The sequence below is a fragment of the Gemmatimonadota bacterium genome (assembly GCA_041390105.1).
GTDB lineage: Bacteria > Gemmatimonadota > Gemmatimonadetes > Longimicrobiales > Gaopeijiaceae > JAGQIF01.
In genome coordinates this window covers 1-15,812 of record JAWKQO010000007.1, presented here as the reverse complement: position 1 = coordinate 15,812, position 15,812 = coordinate 1, and the positions used below count along the sequence as shown (strand labels likewise).

12 protein-coding genes are annotated in these 15,812 nt (G+C 67.3%); 7 read left to right on the top strand and 5 right to left on the bottom strand.

Annotation, left to right across the window (positions count from 1 at the left end; all coding sequences use genetic code 11):
* Positions 1–480: 480 nt before the first annotated feature.
* Positions 481–1,581, bottom strand: coding sequence for a tyrosine-type recombinase/integrase (locus R3E10_19645; GenBank protein MEZ4417978.1), 1,101 nt, complete (start codon positions 1,579–1,581; stop codon positions 481–483).
* A gap of 289 nt (positions 1,582–1,870) precedes the next feature.
* Between R3E10_19645 and R3E10_19640 the strand changes: the two genes are divergently transcribed.
* Entirely contained in the window at positions 1,871–2,281 is a 411-nt protein-coding gene (locus R3E10_19640; GenBank protein ID MEZ4417977.1) for a hypothetical protein, read from the top strand.
* Between the two features lie 12 nt (positions 2,282–2,293).
* Here R3E10_19640 and R3E10_19635 read toward each other — a convergent pair whose 3' ends face one another.
* A complete protein-coding gene (locus R3E10_19635; GenBank protein MEZ4417976.1) occupies positions 2,294–3,454 on the bottom strand; it encodes a hypothetical protein in 1,161 nt (386 codons plus the stop codon).
* 267 nt (positions 3,455–3,721) lie between these two features.
* On the opposite strand from R3E10_19635, the gene ettA reads away from it, so the two are divergent.
* From ettA to R3E10_19610, 5 genes are all read left to right on the top strand, one after another.
* Positions 3,722–5,404: an energy-dependent translational throttle protein EttA gene (gene ettA, locus R3E10_19630; protein MEZ4417975.1), complete on the top strand. Its 1,683-nt coding sequence runs from the start codon at positions 3,722–3,724 to the stop codon at positions 5,402–5,404.
* A gap of 144 nt (positions 5,405–5,548) precedes the next feature.
* Positions 5,549–6,040 (top strand): hypothetical protein, encoded by a 492-nt coding sequence (locus R3E10_19625; protein MEZ4417974.1) that lies wholly within the window; start codon positions 5,549–5,551, stop codon positions 6,038–6,040.
* Between the two features lie 57 nt (positions 6,041–6,097).
* On the top strand, positions 6,098–6,613 hold the full coding sequence (locus R3E10_19620; protein MEZ4417973.1) for a DUF1697 domain-containing protein: 516 nt from the start codon (positions 6,098–6,100) through the stop codon (positions 6,611–6,613).
* Between the two features lie 165 nt (positions 6,614–6,778).
* Positions 6,779–7,984 carry a hypothetical protein gene (locus tag R3E10_19615; GenBank protein ID MEZ4417972.1) on the top strand — a complete coding sequence of 402 codons (1,206 nt, stop codon included), beginning with the start codon at positions 6,779–6,781 and terminating at the stop codon, positions 7,982–7,984.
* Between the two features lie 101 nt (positions 7,985–8,085).
* Positions 8,086–10,089, top strand: a complete 2,004-nt coding sequence (locus tag R3E10_19610) for a pyridoxal-dependent decarboxylase (protein MEZ4417971.1) — start codon at positions 8,086–8,088, stop codon at positions 10,087–10,089.
* Positions 10,090–10,093: 4 nt separating this feature from the next.
* On the opposite strand, the gene R3E10_19605 is transcribed toward R3E10_19610, so the two are convergent.
* Together R3E10_19605 and R3E10_19600 are read right to left on the bottom strand one after the other, a co-directional pair.
* The gene (locus R3E10_19605; GenBank protein ID MEZ4417970.1) at positions 10,094–12,115 is read right to left on the bottom strand and encodes a hypothetical protein; all 2,022 of its coding nucleotides are present in this window, start codon (positions 12,113–12,115) and stop codon (positions 10,094–10,096) included.
* Between the two features lie 130 nt (positions 12,116–12,245).
* Positions 12,246–12,797: a hypothetical protein gene (locus R3E10_19600; GenBank protein MEZ4417969.1), complete on the bottom strand. Its 552-nt coding sequence runs from the start codon at positions 12,795–12,797 to the stop codon at positions 12,246–12,248.
* A 318-nt stretch (positions 12,798–13,115) separates the two neighbouring features.
* Between R3E10_19600 and R3E10_19595 the strand changes: the two genes are divergently transcribed.
* Entirely contained in the window at positions 13,116–14,096 is a 981-nt protein-coding gene (locus tag R3E10_19595) for a class I SAM-dependent methyltransferase (GenBank protein ID MEZ4417968.1), read from the top strand.
* A 17-nt stretch (positions 14,097–14,113) separates the two neighbouring features.
* On the opposite strand, the gene R3E10_19590 is transcribed toward R3E10_19595, so the two are convergent.
* On the bottom strand, positions 14,114–15,812 hold a 1,699-nt coding region (locus R3E10_19590; GenBank protein ID MEZ4417967.1), incomplete at its 5' end, for a triple tyrosine motif-containing protein.

The window sequence follows — 15,812 nt, the reverse complement described above, 5'->3', positions numbered from 1 at the left end:
TCCGTGCTTTTGCCTTGACCTGAAAGAACAGGAGCAGCCCATCGGGTGGTTGGTCCCAGATCACGACGTCATCGTGGTGATCGACAAGCAGCAAGTAGTCGGTCGTGCCCTCGTGGACCTCGAGTAGCTTGCAGAGCGTCCAATGGTGCTGGTAGGTAAATCCTCGGTAGGACGTCGCCCCGGCGGACCCTTCCCTGGCGTGCGACCCCAGTCTATCGGCTAGAGCCACTCCGATTCTCCCCGCGTGAAAGTCACGATGATCCCAGCCACACCTCGCCTCCAGTCACCAGACTGAAGGAATGTCAGGTAACTCCTTCTTCCCGGAGCGACATCCCCCTACCGCATCCAACCTAGCGGTGGTTTCCGACAGGTGAGTCGGAATTGCGCGGTCGGGATAACGCGGCGGGGGCTGCGCCCCTCTCCAAGGTTCTTCGCCTCGGGGCTGGGCGCAAGGTACGCGCTGCCCTTCGGGGGCGCCGTCTATTCCAGGTTGTCCAGCGGGCTTCGCACCGACTCCAGGGTGGACTGCGCCACGTGGGTGTAGATCTGCGTGGTCCGGGCACTCTCGTGCCCTAGCAGCTCCTGGATCACGCGCAGGTTGGTGCCACCCTCGAGCAGGTGGGTGGCGAAGCTGTGCCGGAGCGTATGGGTGGTGACGTTCTTGGCGATCCCGGCGGCCCGTGCGGACCGCTTGACGATGCGTTGCACGGAGCGGGGGGTCAGGTGGCGGTCCTCCCGTTCGCCGGGGAAGAGCCAGTGCTCGGTGGGGTAGGCGTCGCGGTAGAGCGTCACGGCGGCGACGGCCTTCTTGGCCAGCAGTGTGTAGCGGTCCTTCCTTCCTTTGGCACGGCGCACCCGGAGCAGGCCACGCTCCAGGTCCAGGTCCTCCGGCTTCAGGCGCACGACCTCGCTCACGCGCAGTCCGGCCGAGTAGAGCAGCATCAGCAGGGCGCGGTGCTTCGGGTTGCGTGTCTTGCGCAGGAGTCGCGACACCTCGCCCGGACTCAGCACGGCGGGGAGGAGGCGCTCCTTCTTGGGCCGCGGGATCCGGAGCGCCAGGGTGGGCTCGCCCAGCACCGACTCGCACAGGAAGCGCAGCGCGCTCACCACCTGGCTCTGGTAGCTGCGGGAGACGCCGCGCTCCTCCACCAGCTCCACCAGGTAGGCCTGGGCACGCTCGGCGGTGTCCTCCGGCAGGCGGGGGACGCCATCCCCACACCAGGTCAGGAAACGCCGCAGTTGCCCCAGGTACACCTTGGCGGTGGAGCGGCCGTATCCCCGCAGGAGCAGCGCGTGGCGTACCCGCTCCAACGCGCCCTCGGGATCCCGGTCGCTCGTACCCGCCGCGTCTGCCGGGTCACGCCCCCGGACAACCAGGCGCTCCACGCCGAAGGCCGCCCGCAGCGCCGCCAGCGTGCGCTCCGCACCAGGAACGAGCCAGACGCGGCGAGCCGGATCGTAGCGACGTCCCGGGAGCGCGCGGACCAGGGCCAGCTCGCGGGCGCCGAAGCCGGGCAGCAGCGTGATCTCGGCGCGGTCCTCATCCCGAACGAGGACGATCTGGGCGACGGGCTCCACCATCCCCGAACCGAACCGAGGGCTCGGGGCGCGCCCATGGCGGCCGCGGCCTGGGCGAAGGCGGGCATCCCCGTGGCGAGGCGGGCGTCTGTCGCATTCTACACGCATGTGACGCGGGTGGCGTCCCGCCTTCGAGGCCTGCACGGCGTGACCGGTCCTCGATGGATTCGTCGCTTGTCGTAGCAGAGGGACACAGGTCCCTCGTGCTATTCCCCACACTGCCGTGGCACGGCCGGCCTCCCCGCTGGCCTCACGGCGTCGATCCCGGGCCCCTGCGCCCTTGGAGGTTCCCATGTTCCGCTCACGAACGGGCCGCCAGGCGGCTCGTCTTCTGCTTGCTCTATCGGCGTTGACTCCGGCCGCCTGCGTCACCACGGCTTCGAGCCCCTATCACGCCACCGCCGCCGGTTCACCAACCCGGGTGCGCGTCACCAACCAGTTGTTCGAGGACGTCACGGTCTACCTACGCACGGAGGGCGGTCCGGAGATCCGCCTGGGCGTGGTGCCCGGCCTGACGTCGCGCACGCTCCCCGCTCGGGCCGCGTGGCTGGGCGCGCGGTCCACCGTGCTCAGCGCCCGCACGTTGGGAGCGCGGGTCACGCACGTCTCACAACCGGTGCTGCTGGTGTCGGGCTTCGCCCTCGACTGGGTGGTCGAACCCTCGCCGTCCCTGTCGGCGGCGAGCATCCGAGTCGTGCCTTGACGGCCGGCCGCCTCAGCTCGGCTGCGTCTGGCAGCCCCTGAAGATCCAGCGGTCGGCACGGCGCTCGTTGCGGAGGATGTCGAAGAACTCCTCCAGATACTTGCGCGCGTTGCGGCGCCGTCCCTCCGAGATCAGGTCGAAGGCGTCCGTCTCGGTCAGGATCGCTCGCTCCTGGGCCAGGAACGCGGCGCGCGCCGCTTCCATGGCGGCGCGGTCCCGACAGAACCCGCGGTACACCCGCTCCTGTACGGACTTGATGCCCAGGCGGGGATCGACGGTAGCATAGCTGGCGTTGATGATGCCGGCCATGTCGAAGTCGTAGGGGAGCGGTGCGTACCGGCTACCCGGCAACCGCAGCGTGCGGACGTTGTGGGAGTAGACCGCCGAGAAGTCGGTGGTGCCGATCATGAACAGGAACAGCTCCATACGCGTCGCCGGCTCGCCGTCCAGGACGGCAGGCAGGATGGCGGGAGCGTCCACCTCGATCCCCTCATGGCGGGCCGCCACGTCGTCCACATCCTCCAGGACGAACGCCCAGCTCGTGAAGGGGTCATTCCCACCGGAGGCGTCCTCGTAGGTGACGCGAGCCAGTCGCGCGCGGTAGCTGAGGTCGGTGACGCGATTGAAGAGCCGGTAGAGCAGGTACTCCTCGAGCAGATACTCCTCGTACGTCGAGTTCCCGGGCCGGCACGTCACGTAGAGCTTGATCCGGTTCTGCGCTTCGAACGGCGTCCCGGTCAGCGCCGGATCACTCCGTTCGAAGTCGAGCCAGAGCGGAGGGAAGCGGCAGTTGGCCGGGTTCCGGCGGAACTCGCCCCGGGTCTGCACCTGGAGGTCGACCGTGCGCGCACCGGTGTCGGAGCCCAGCGAGAGCCGCGCGGGACGGCGCGGCGGCTCGCCCCGACGATCCTCGCGCAGGATGGTCCCGAAGTCCGCGGTCAACGTGAACTCGAGAACGGAGTCGGTCTGGAACAGGGGCGCGTGGCGGGCGCGCTCCACGACCTCCACGTCCACCAGGCGCATGGTGTCGAGAACCGCCTGCCCACCGAGCGAGCCGGGGCCACCCGCGAGCGCGGCGAGAGACGCGCCCCAGACCCCCGCCGTGCCCCCCCAGGCGACCCTTCGTCGCCCGTGAGGCCGTACGGAGAGGCTGTGTTCGCTCGATCGTCGCATCGGTGCCTCCCCGCTGGTCTCCGCCAGCGAGTCCTCGAACCTGGGTCGGGGGAGCTGGGCCGTATCGGTCCCGACCGAGCGCACTCCCCTGCCGCTTGCCACTAACCAGGCCGCCCGCGTCCCGCAAGATTGGCGCGGTGGGTTAGATTCCTCCCCGCATAGGACCCGCCGCGAGAGAGGCCCGCGCCTTCTCCGCCGCAGGGTCGGCCGCACGACACCCGTCCGCCGACTCCCGGACCTGCCCTATCCACCCGATCCCACCGTCTCATGGCCGAACAGAAGTTCATCTACCACACCTACCGTCTGACCAAGGTCGTGCCCCCGCAGCGCAAGATCCTGGAAGACATCAGCATCTCGTTCTTCCCCGGCGCCAAGATCGGCGTGGTGGGGCCGAACGGATCGGGGAAGAGCTCGCTGCTCAAGATCATGGCCGGCGTGGACGCCGACTTCCAGGGGGAAGCTTGGGCCATGAAGGGCACGCGCATCGGCTACCTGCCGCAGGAGCCCGAGCTCGATCCCACGTTGGACGTGAAGGGCAACGTGGAGCTGGCGGTGAAGGAGACGCGCGACCTGCTCCGGAAGTTCGAGGAGGTGAGCCTCAAGTTCGGTGAGGTCACCGACGACGACGAGATGAACGCGCTGATCGAGGAGCAGGCGGCGCTGCAGGAGAAGATCGAAGCGGCCGACGCCTGGGACCTGGAGCGCAAGCTCGAGATCGCCATGGACGCGCTGCGACTGCCTCCCGCGGACGCGGACGTGAGCAAGCTCTCCGGCGGAGAACGCCGCCGGGTAGCGCTCTGCAAGGTGCTACTCGAGCAGCCCGACATGCTGCTGTTGGACGAGCCCACCAACCACCTGGACGCGGAGTCCGTGGCCTGGTTGGAGCACCACCTGTCCGCCTTCCCCGGCACCATCGTGGCCATCACCCACGACCGCTACTTCCTGGACAACGTAGCCGAGTGGATCCTGGAGCTGGACCGCGGCAAGGGCATTCCCTGGAAGGGCAACTACACGTCCTGGCTGGAGCAGAAGCAGGAGCGCTTCCGCGTGGAGGAGAAGCAGAACTCGGCCCGCGCCAAGACGTTGGAGCGCGAGCTCGACTGGGTGCGCATGGCGCCCCGGGCCCGGCAGTCCAAAGGCAAGGCGCGTCTGTCCGCCTACGAAGCCTTATTGGCCGCGGACGAGCGCGAGCAGGTGCGCACGGCCGAGATCCTGATCCCCAAGGGGCCGCGCCTGGGCGACGTGGTCATCCGCGCGGACCATATCAAGAAGGGCTACGACGACCGGCTGCTGATCGAGGATCTCACCTTCGACGTGCCACCCGGTGCCATCGTGGGCATCATCGGCGCCAACGGCGCGGGCAAAACCACGCTCTTCCGCATGATCACCGGGCAGGAACAGCCGGACGGCGGCGCGCTGGAGGTGGGCAGCACCGTGCAGCTCGCCTATGTGGATCAGAGCCGGGACGCGCTGGACGGCGAGCAAACCGTGTTCGAGGAGGTCACCGGTGGCCTGGACACGCTGCACTTCGGCCGCGCCGAGGTGAACGGCCGGGCCTACCTGTCCTGGTTCAACTTCCGCGGTGCCGACCAGCAGAAGAAGGTGGGCGTGCTCTCCGGCGGTGAGCGCAACCGTCTGCACCTGGCCAAGCTGCTCAAGGAGGGCGGCAACGTCTTGCTGCTGGACGAGCCCACCAACGACCTCGACGTCGACACGCTGCGCGCGCTGGAAGACGCCATCCTGCAATTCGCGGGGTGCGTGCTGGTCATCTCCCACGACCGCTGGTTCCTGGACCGCGTGGCCACGCACATCCTCGCCTTCGAGGGCGACAGTCAGGTGGTCTGGTATCCGGGCAACTACCAGGACTACGAAGAGGACAAGAAGAAGCGGCTGGGGGCCGAAGCCGCCCAGCCGCATCGCATCAAGTACCGGAAGCTCGTGCACGGCTGATGCGACACTCCGTCGGCGTGCGGGAAGGCGCCGAGGGCTGATCGGACCGGCCCCCGTGACCCGGACGCACGTCCGTTGAGCCGTGGGCCGCCGAACGACGCTCTCCCGGTGAGGGGCCGTCCCACACCTACGGAGGAGGAACCGATGCGACCCAGAGGAAGCCTGTCATGGCTGGTAGCCGCCGGGGTCGGTGCGCTGTTGTTCGCGTGTGAGTCGCCGTCCAACCCGCCAGCCGAGGCGGAGAACGCGGAGCTGTACGGGCTCTACCAGCAGGCGGTGGCGCTGCAGGAGCGCATGGAAGCCGCAGGCGCGGTGCTGCCCGAGCATCTGGAGGCACTGAACGGGCTGGTCGACGAGTTGAGCGACTTCCAGGATCGCTACGGCCGGGACGACGTGCTCATCCGCCACCAGCCGAGCGACCCGGCGCTGACGGGTACGGACCTCTCGATCTCGCCCAACCCGGTGCCCAGCGCCTGCCGAGGGCCATGCCCTCCCTCGACGTGGTACTCACCCACCCGGCTCTGCTTCCTGAGCGGGACGACCTGTGATCCGGACGGCCGCAACACCGTCTGCTACTATCAGATCTGCCTGAACTTCCCGATCTGGTTCGCCAAAGGCGCGTTGCCGACGCCCTGAGCGTCGGGTAGGCTCCGTGCTGGACCGTTCCTTCTCCGGCCCACACGGAGCCTACCTGTGCCTCGCTACGCGGCGTTTCTCAGGGGCGTGATGCCCACCAACGCGAAGATGCCGGAGCTCAAGCGCGCGTTCGAAGCCGCCGGCTTCCAGGAGGTCGTCACCATCCTGGGCACCGGCAACGTCGCCTTCGACGCCCGAGCCGCCGGCACGGCCACTCTCGCCCGCAAGGCGGAGGCGGCCATGGAAGAAGTGCTCGGCCGCACCTTCGCGACCATCGTCCGGCCCATGGCGGTGTTGCAGGAGCTGCTGGCCTCGGACCCCTATGCGCCCTTCGATCTCACGCCGGGTTCCAAGCGTGTGGTCACGTTCCTCCCAGAGCCTCCCAAGCGGGGCCTGCGCCTTCCCATCGAAGAAGACGGCGCACGCATCCTCGTCGTGAACGGCACGGAGGCGTTCAGCGCCTACGTGGCGAGTCCCAAGGGACCCGTGTTCATGACGCTGATCGAGCGAGCCTTCGGAAAGAACGTGACCACGCGCACGTGGGACACCGTCGTGAAGGTGGCGCGCCGCTGACGGTTCACCAGCACGTGGGAGTCCGGAACAGACCCCGCGCCTCGGCGTCCACCACCTGATCCCTCTCGGGGCGGGCGCGTCTTCGCTGAATGTCCAACCTCGAGTGTGATCGACGCCGGGTTCCCCAGCGGCCATGGTGGCCGCTCTTGACCCGGAGTCCGAACCATGAACGAATCTTCTGCGGGAGTTGTGCGGTCCCGCTTCAGCCGATTGCGCCACGGCGCCCACGTCGCAGCCTTGACCCTGCTCGCGCTCACTACCGGGGCCTGCGACGACGACACACCCAGCGAACCGCGCGACCCGAGACCGGAGGAGCTGGTCGCCGCTGCGGCGCCCGCCTGGGTCGCGGGCGTGGTCGCTTCTCTGCCACCGGCGGCCCTCCCCGTCTGGGACGCGTGCCGTCTGGCGGGTACGATGCAGCCGGCGGGCACGCCGTACGCCATCGGCGTCAACTGCCGCGTGCTGCGCGTGGACGGCGTGGACCGGCGCTTCGTGGTCCACGTGCCCAATCACCCTGCCGTCACCAGCGGGTCGGACGTGCCCCTGGTGGTGATGTTCCACGGCAGCGCGCAGAATGGCGAGCTGTTCTACGAGCAGTCCTCCTGGCAGGAGGAAGCGGACGCCAACGGCTGGATCGTGGCCTTCCCCTCCGGTGTGACCTACCTCCTGAACAGCGGGACCTACGAGACCAAGTGGAACGCGTACGGCCTGGAGCGGGAGATCGACCCCACCTGGGTGCCCGCGGGACTGCCGGCCGGCACCACTTGGCCGCTGGATGACATCGCCTTCACCACGCTGTTGCTGGACGACCTCGAGTCCGAGGTCCACATCGATGCCCGCCGCATCCACGTGTCGGGCTTCTCCAACGGCGGCTCCTTCGCCGGGCGCGTAGCGACCGAGATGGGAGCACGCGTGGCTTCCGCAGCGGCAGTCACCCGCCCGTTTCCGGAGGCGTTCACGGCAGCGGTCCCCATTCCCTTCCAGTACCTGTTGGGCACGCGGGACGCGTTCGCCATCCAAAGCATCAACAGCAGCCTGCTGATGGGACAGCCGCCCGTGGCCACCGTGCCGCTGGATCCGGCCGTGCTGTTCAGCTACACGGACATGGAGGGGCGCCGGGTGGCCCTGGCCGAGTCCTTCCAGCTCGTGGACACGGTCTACACGACATCGACGTCTCTGACGGCGACCTCGATGGTGTGGCAGACGCCGCTGCCCGGAAACGTCGCCGGCAACGAGGTCGAGTGGTGGATCGTGCGGGGGCTGGAGCACGAGTACGCACGCGGGCCGGGTCGTCGCTATCCGTCCAACAACCCGGGCGGCATCGATGCGCCCCGTCTGTTCCGGGCCTTCTTCGCCACGCACACCAAGTAGCGTGCACGCCGGGCGGGCCCGTCCCGAATGGGGCGGGCCCTCGGCTCCGGGGGGCGCCGCAACCGGATCCCCCGGGCGCCGGGCAGGGTACGCTGCCCGCCATGGAAACCGACGACCTGCGCTTTCTGCAACCCCTGTTTCTCGGGCCCTCCGCCGAGAACGCCGATCTGCTCGAATCCCTGCTGATCGAGTTCCTGCGCGACCACGTCTACTGGCGCCGCAACTTCCACCCGGAAGACGGCCTGCGGATCTCGACCGGTGCGCACTACCGGCCTGACTTCCTGGAGACGCAGGCGCGGATCCGCTCGGCGCTCTACGAGCTGTCCGCCGAGCTCAAGCGGGCGGTGCCGTTCTACCACCCGCGCTACGTGGGTCACATGAGCTCGGACCTGCTGCTGCCGGGATTGGTGGCCAAGCTGGTGACCACGCTCTACAACCCCAACAACGTCAGTGAAGAGGCGGCGCCGGTCACGCTGGAGATGGAGCTGGAGGCGGGTCGCGACCTGGCGCGCATGTTCGGCTTCTCGGTGGACGAGAGCCGCGAACCCTGCGCCTGGGGCCACCTGACCGGCGGAGGCACCGTCGCCAACTACGAGGCGCTCTGGAACTTCCGCTCGGTCAAGTTCTACGGGATCGCGTTGCAGGAAGGCGCGCGCGTCATGGACTTCGCCACGAGTGCGGTGGGTCCTGCGGCCAAGCCGCTCGCCGAGTACTCGAAGTGGGAGCTCCTCAACCTCTCCATCGACGAGACCATCGCGCTCAGGCGCCAGATCGCGCACCTGTTGGACGATCAAGGCTCGAGGCGAGCGCTCTTCGACTTCGTGCGGGCGGTGCGCAGCGAACGCATCGAACACCTGGGCACGGCCGGCTTCTTCCAGAAGCACGCGGACGTGCCGCCACCCCGCGTGCTGGTGTCCAGCTCCGCGCACTACTCCTGGGCCAAGGGCATGAAGGCGCTGGGATTCGGCACGGCCAACCTGGTGCGCATCCGTGTGGACGACCACATGCGCATGGACCCGACCCATCTGGACGAGGAGCTGCGTAGTGCCTGCGAGGCGGGCGCACCGGTGCTGGCGGTCGTGGGCATGCTGGGCACCACGGAATTCGGCACCGTCGATCCCATCCACCGCATCGTGGAGGCGCGCGCGCGCTGCCGTGCCGAGCGCGGGTTCGACTTCGGCATCCATGTGGACGCGGCCTGGGGTGGCTACCTCACCTCGGTGTTCCGCAACCCGGACGGCTCCATGGCCAGCCGTGCGCAGGCGGGGGTGGGCCTGCAGTACTTCCCCGGGGAGACGCTCTATGCCGCGTTCGCGGCGCTGCCGGAGGTCGACTCCATCACGGTGGATCCGCACAAGCTGGGGTACGTGCCCTACCCGGCCGGTGCGTTCGTGGCGCGGAACCGCGAGGTGGTGGATTTCATCGCGCAGGAAGCCGCCTATGTGTTCGATCTGGGCGACCGCGAGCACCCCGTCTCGCGCAGCGAGAGCCTGCACAAGTTGGGGCAGTACATCCTGGAGGGCTCCAAGCCCGGTTCGGCTGCGGCCGCCGTGCACGTGACCCACAAGGTGCTGCCGCTCCACCGCGAGGGGCTGGGCCGCGTGCTCAAGGAGACCATCCGCACCTGCGAGTACTTCTGGGACGCCGCCCGCGCCGCCGCCGAGCGACTCTCCGATCGGGTGCGGCTGGTGGTGCCCTTCGAACCCGACTCCAACCTCATCTGCCTGGCGCTCAATCCGGTGGGCAACACCGACCTGGCCGCCATGAACCGCTTCGGACGGGAGGTCTTCCAGCACATGAAGGTGGAAGGCGAACGCCCGCTGCAGACCTTCCAGTTCATCGGGTCCTACACCTCACTCACGTGTGACGCCCTGCCCGCCGCGGAGGCGCGCCGCATCCTGGATGCCTTGGGCATCGACCCCACCACGTTCGTGCAGGTGCCGGAGGACACCCAGCGCGAGGCCGACCACGTGTTCATCCTCCGGCACACGCTCATGAATCCGTGGCAGTTGGACGGGCCCGGTGGGCGCACCTATGTGGGGCTGTATCTGGAGTGGTTGGAGGACGTGGTGGATGGGGTGTTGGAGGGGGAGGGGTGGCGGTAGGGGCTTAGCCGCCGTCGTTCGTAGGTCTGTCGAGTGGCGCCGTCAGCTCCAGAAACGCAGCGTCCGCCCGCAGAGGAAGGGCCAGCACGTGCTGACGCAGGTCGTACCGCAGCAGGTCCGCCGTGAGCCGCTTTCTCAATCCGTCCAGCGCCTTGTCGGTGTCGCCCAACCACGCGCGAACGAAGCCCGCGTACTCCGCCCGTACCGCCTCGGGACCCGGGAACGCCTCGATGAGGGCAATCTGCTGCTCAGCTCCCGCCCGGTCGCCCGCGGCCGCCAGGGCTGCCCCCAGATGGGCCCGGGTCGCGGGCCTCGGCTCCACGTCTACGAAGGCCCTCAGGTGTTCGACGCCCCGGGGCCAGTCTCCCAGAATCAGGAGCGCGCGGCCGTAATCGAACGGGCAGTCGCGGGCATTCTCAGGTGCCGCATCGAGCTCGTGCAGCAGGGCGACGGTGAGGGAGTCGCTGATCTGGCGGAGCCCGGCGATGTTCGCTTCCTTTGCGGCCGCCAGCCTGATCCGCAGGGCCCCGCACGCCATGCCACCTACGACCTGTCCCGCCCGAACCAAGCGCTCGACTGTGTCCAATTGGCCCAGACGGACGGCTGACGCCGCCTGCCACTCCAGGGGCTCGATCCAGTTCGGGTGACGCCGCTGGGCACGCTCTGCAACAGCCATTGCCTCCTTGAAATCGCCCACGTGCATCAGCGCGGAGGTGAGTGCGGTCCAATAGAAGCGAATTCCGCCGACGAAACCACGATCGGCTTCGAGCTGGCTCAGGATCTCGACAGCCGTGTGGGAATGGTCAGAGAGGTAGGCCGCCGCCCCCCCGAGGTAGTGGAGTCCCGTCCCCGGTGACACCTCGGGCAGCGTCCGCGCCACCTGCCAGAGGCCGAGCTTGTCGCGATCCACCCAGGCCCGGACGTATTCCAGGTTCGCCAGTTCCGCGGGACTCATTCGGTCGATCCGGGCCTGGGCCATCGCCAGCGCGGAGTCTCCCATAGCGCGATCACCGCTGGCCACAAACGATGCGGCGATCGAAGGCAGCATGAATGTGGCTACGGTGTCTTGCCGATAGGCATCCCACATCAACTTCGCGCCTTCTGCGAACAGCGTGTCCTGCATGCTCAGCTCTTGTGCGCGCCGAAAGGCGCGGAATGTCACTAGGCTGGGGGGCCGCAGAAGGTTGGACGGGTCTGCCGCCATGGGCGTGAAGAAGTCCACCGAGAGGTAGCTGGCCACCAGCCCGAGCACCCGCCGTTGCACCTCGGCAATGCCATCGCTCGGATCCGTCGGGTCCAGGGGGACAGGATCGATGGACTGGACGACCCGCGGGACTCCATGAGTCAAGTCTATCAACTCCACATGGACTTCGACCTGCCGGCCGCCGTCGAGGAGGCGCCCCTGGAGAAACGTCCCACCGCCGGTCGCGTCTGCCAGCAACTGGAGTGGTGGATTCGCTCCCGGGTTGGCTTCCAGGAACGCACTCACCGCCACGAGGTCGGCCGTCGGATAGGGAGTGCCGAGATGCTCCCGGCTGATTCCGCCCGAAATCCAGGTCGCGGCAAGATCGCCGAGCGCGTCCAGTTCCGGATCAGTCGTCGCGTTCTCGAACGGGGGCACGACGATGCGGGTCCGATCCAGAGACACTGTGACGAGTCGCCCTTCCTCGTCGGGAGGGCCGGCCGGAGCGCGAACGACGCCGCGAAACACGAACGCTGCCGCGAGTGTGATGAGGGACAACAGCGACACCTCTAGGAAAGACACGCGCTGACGACCCCGCTCGCCGTGAAACCATGCGACCACTCCGACCGGGGCCATGCCCAGCAGCAGCGCCACCTGCAGTCGCTGCATCAGGACGGGCTGCCAGCCCCACCATTGAGCGATGTTGTCGGCGACCTGCAGGAGAACCCAGCACGCGGCCACGTAGCCGGCCAGCCACTGGACGAGCTTGCGGTCGCGGATCCGCTTCCAGGGGCGCGCACCCTGCGCGGGAATGGTCGAGTCTTGACCTGGGTCTTCTGGCATCGGCGAACTCCGGCCACCTCGCGAGCCCCCGCGGGAGAGCTGCGTTTGCGACGCAACGGATCCTAGCCGCCCTCGTGAGCCTCCGCCAGCCGTGGGACAGCTCCCGATCGCAGGTTCCAGGTCCGGAACCCTACCAGCCAACCGCCGCCAGCGTCCGGGCGGTGGCGTCCCGCATCACCTGCGGCACGGTTCGCGCGTGAAGCTTGTGGTAGATCGATCGCAGCGCTGTTGCGGCCGATCCCGGCGGGACCAGCGCTGGACCGCACCCCCGTGCCCATGCCTTCAACAAGCGCCGCTCTGCGCAGGTCAGGGGGAGCGGAAGTCCCACTGGACGCCGATCGAGGACGCGGAGCGCCCTTTCCGCGACCCACTGCTGCATGACTGCTCCGCCCTCGGTGAGGAGTCGGAGTTGCTCCCTCCCTTCAACAGAATTCGGCAGAAGGGCGAGACCTCCTGAAGCGCCGGCCAGGATCATCCGGAATTGCGCGTCTGAATCGCCTTCGATCGCCACTAGGGCCGTGGCGGGTGCGAGCTGGCGAAGCTGCTTCAGGAACTTGATCTGGCCGAGATAGGGGAACTCCGCATCCATCAGTAGCACGGTGGGCGGAAGTCTGCTTTGCAGGGTCAGGATCACCTGGTCCGGTTCGACGAACCGCCCGGACGTATGGACTGAACGTGCCACCCACGCAGAAGTCGAGGTGTCAGCGTGATCACGTCCTGGCTGCGTCAAGACCCAGATCGAGCTATCCGCGCATCGAACCACCGCGCTCTCTGGGGCGCCTCCGTGCGTCGGGCAGGTGCGCGGACGGTAGTCGGCCTCTCGTCTCATGGCGCGCAAGATGCCAGTTCCGCACCCTAGGACGCGTCACGCCAATGCGCGGTTCCCACTCACGTGGGATCGCTACGCTGTTGCGCGAGGGCGGTTCCCGTATCCGCGTCAGGGACTCCCATTCCTTCTCCATCAGCTTCAAGGCTCCCATTCCCCGCCAAGGAGACGGACATGAAGCTGTCTGCGGCCGTTCGTACCGTTGAGGCCCCGGAGTCCCCACTCGATTCGGACGAACTGTTGTCGTTCCTGGATCGGATCTCGCTCGAGCTGCGGCCGGCGGGCGCCGAGCCAGATCAACGACAGGTCCAGGCAGCGCTCGATCGCCTGTCGAGATCGTTGAGAGCCCGCCGAGCGGCGGACACGGACACATGGGAAGAAGTCGTCCAAACGGTTCGACGACACCGGCTTCACGGCATCCTGAGGTCCGACCCGTTCACGAACCATGCCTTCTCGCGTCCCCGAGGCTACCCGGGAGACGCCGCGCTGATCGACCTGATCTATGGGACGGGCACCACCCCGGTCCCCGAGGACCCCGGTGTCAAATCGATCACGTTGCGGAACCTCGCGGTCCCAGCATGTCGAGCGGTTCGCTACCGTCGCCTCGTCGCGGCCGAGTTGATTCTGTCGACGCTCGAAGCCTGCCACGCGCCCAGGGTCCTGTCCGTCGCGTGTGGCCATCTACGAGAAGCCGAGCTGCTGCCCAAAGGGGCGCTGGCGCACTGCCGGGAGGTCGTGGCCATGGATGCGGACCAGGAGTCCTTGAGTGTCGCCGAGCAGTACGGACGTGAAACCATCTCCGGGCTACCCCTCCGCATCAAGGACCTGCTGAGCCATGATCCCGAGCTCGGGACGTTCGACCTGATCTACTCCCTGGGTCTCCTCGACTACCTGACGGATCGCATGGCCGCTGCTCTGGTGGCCGCCTTGGTCCGCCGCCTCTCTCCCGGAGGTCGGCTGGTCGTGGCTAACTTCCTCCCGCAGCCGGTGGATGTGGGCTACATGGAGGCTTGCATGGATTGGTATCTGATCTACCGCGACGAGCGAGGGATGCAGGCACTGGTCGAAGACGTGCCCTCTGTGGACCTGGGGTCGGTCACCGCCACGCGTGACCCGGACCAGCAGATCGTGGTGCAGACCGTCGTGCGATGCTGAGCTTGGCCCGGCTCTCCTCACCTGATGGGGATCGCCAGCTCCACGACGGTGCCGTCACTCGGACGACTCGTGAAGGTCAAGCGGCCATGATGCCTCGTCGCCCGCTGCTTCATGAGCCCCAGCCCGTTGCCGAGTCTCGGATCATTGGGATCGAAGCCCTTCCCGTCGTCCTCGACCCGAACCCGGAGCTCGGAACCCACGAGCGAGACGTCCACCTGCACCGTCTCGCCCTCCGAGTGCTTCACGATGTTCTGCAAACTCTCTTTGAAGAGGAGATAGATGTCCTGGCGGACCTCCATCTCCATGCGTCGCTGCGGCAGGGCTTCGGGCGCCCGGAAGGTCACGTCGAACCGACCGCCCAGCAGCACGTCCGCCGTATCTCTCATCTTAGAGACCAGGCCGGCCAGGGTGTCATACTGGGTGTTGACGACCCAGACGGTCTCTCGGACCTGGTGGGCGGTCTCTCTCGCCAGCCGGCTCAGATCCTCGAGCTGTTTGCGGCGTCGCTCGTCCAGTCCCTCGGCTGTCCGCACCATGTCCGCCTTCAAAGACATCGCGGCGAGGTTGGCCCCGATGTCATCATGCAAGCGACCTGCAATCCGAAGTCGGAGCGCCTGGCGCTCGCGGAGCTGCCAGAGACGGTACCAGTACAGCGCGCTGATCAGCGACAGTACCAAGGCAACTGCTGCGCTCTGTGCCCAGATGGTCTTGTACCAGGGTGCCGCCACGAACACGGGGATTTGCAGGCCTTCATTGTTCCAGACGCCTTCGGCGTTTCGCGCTCGGACCCGGAAGGTGTAGTGACCGGGCTTCACCGCTGTGTAGTTAGCCACGTTGTAGTTGCCGTTGTCTCTCCACCTCTCGTCCAGCGGATCGAGTTGGTACTCGTAGCGGTTTAGTGTTACGTCCGTGAAGTCCAGAGCTGCAAAGCTGAAGGCGAAGAAGTTCTCCCTTGGGGCGAGTCGGAGGCCGCCCGTGGTGAGAGCACGGGAGACGGGGACAGTGTCGCCGTTGATCTGGAGGGCAGTGAGGGCGACGGGGGGAGGTGTGTTGCGCTTCTCGATCCTAGAAGGGTCAACGATTGTCACGCCGTTTGGGCCGCCAAAGTAGAGGAGGCCCGTCGCTTCGTCCTTGTAAGCGGAGTTGGCGTAGAAGCGGTTGCCGGCGATTCCGGCGGCCTCTCGGAACGTCATCGACTCACCCGTGACAGGGTTCAGTCGCACCACGCCGTTGTTCGTAGCGAGCCACAGTTGGCGGTCGGCATCCTCAAGAATGCTGGCAATCGTCCGGGACCGATAATCTCCATCGACCAACCCGACTTCCTCGGCAACGCCGCCTTCCCTCATTCGTCTGATTCCGCTGCCCTCCGTGCCAATCCACACGGTTCCCCGCGAATCCACCAGCGAGGTCAAGATCCGTATTGCGCCTCCGCCCGGGCCTGCGATCAATCGCGCCTCGCCATTGGCATTGATGCGATAGAGTCCCTCGTCAAAGGTGGTCACCCAGAGATTGCCCGAATCGTCCACTTCGAGGTGCGTCACGTGGCTGGGAATTCCGCCTTCTGAGTCTCCGGGCCAATCGAATGCGTCAAAATGACGACCCGAATCGTGCGAAACGAACAAACCGTCGTCCTCGGTTCCAGCCCAGAGAGCCCCGTCCCTTGTTCTGGCCATCGTCAGAGCGCGAAGCTCATTCAAGTAGGGTGCGCGAGCGGCG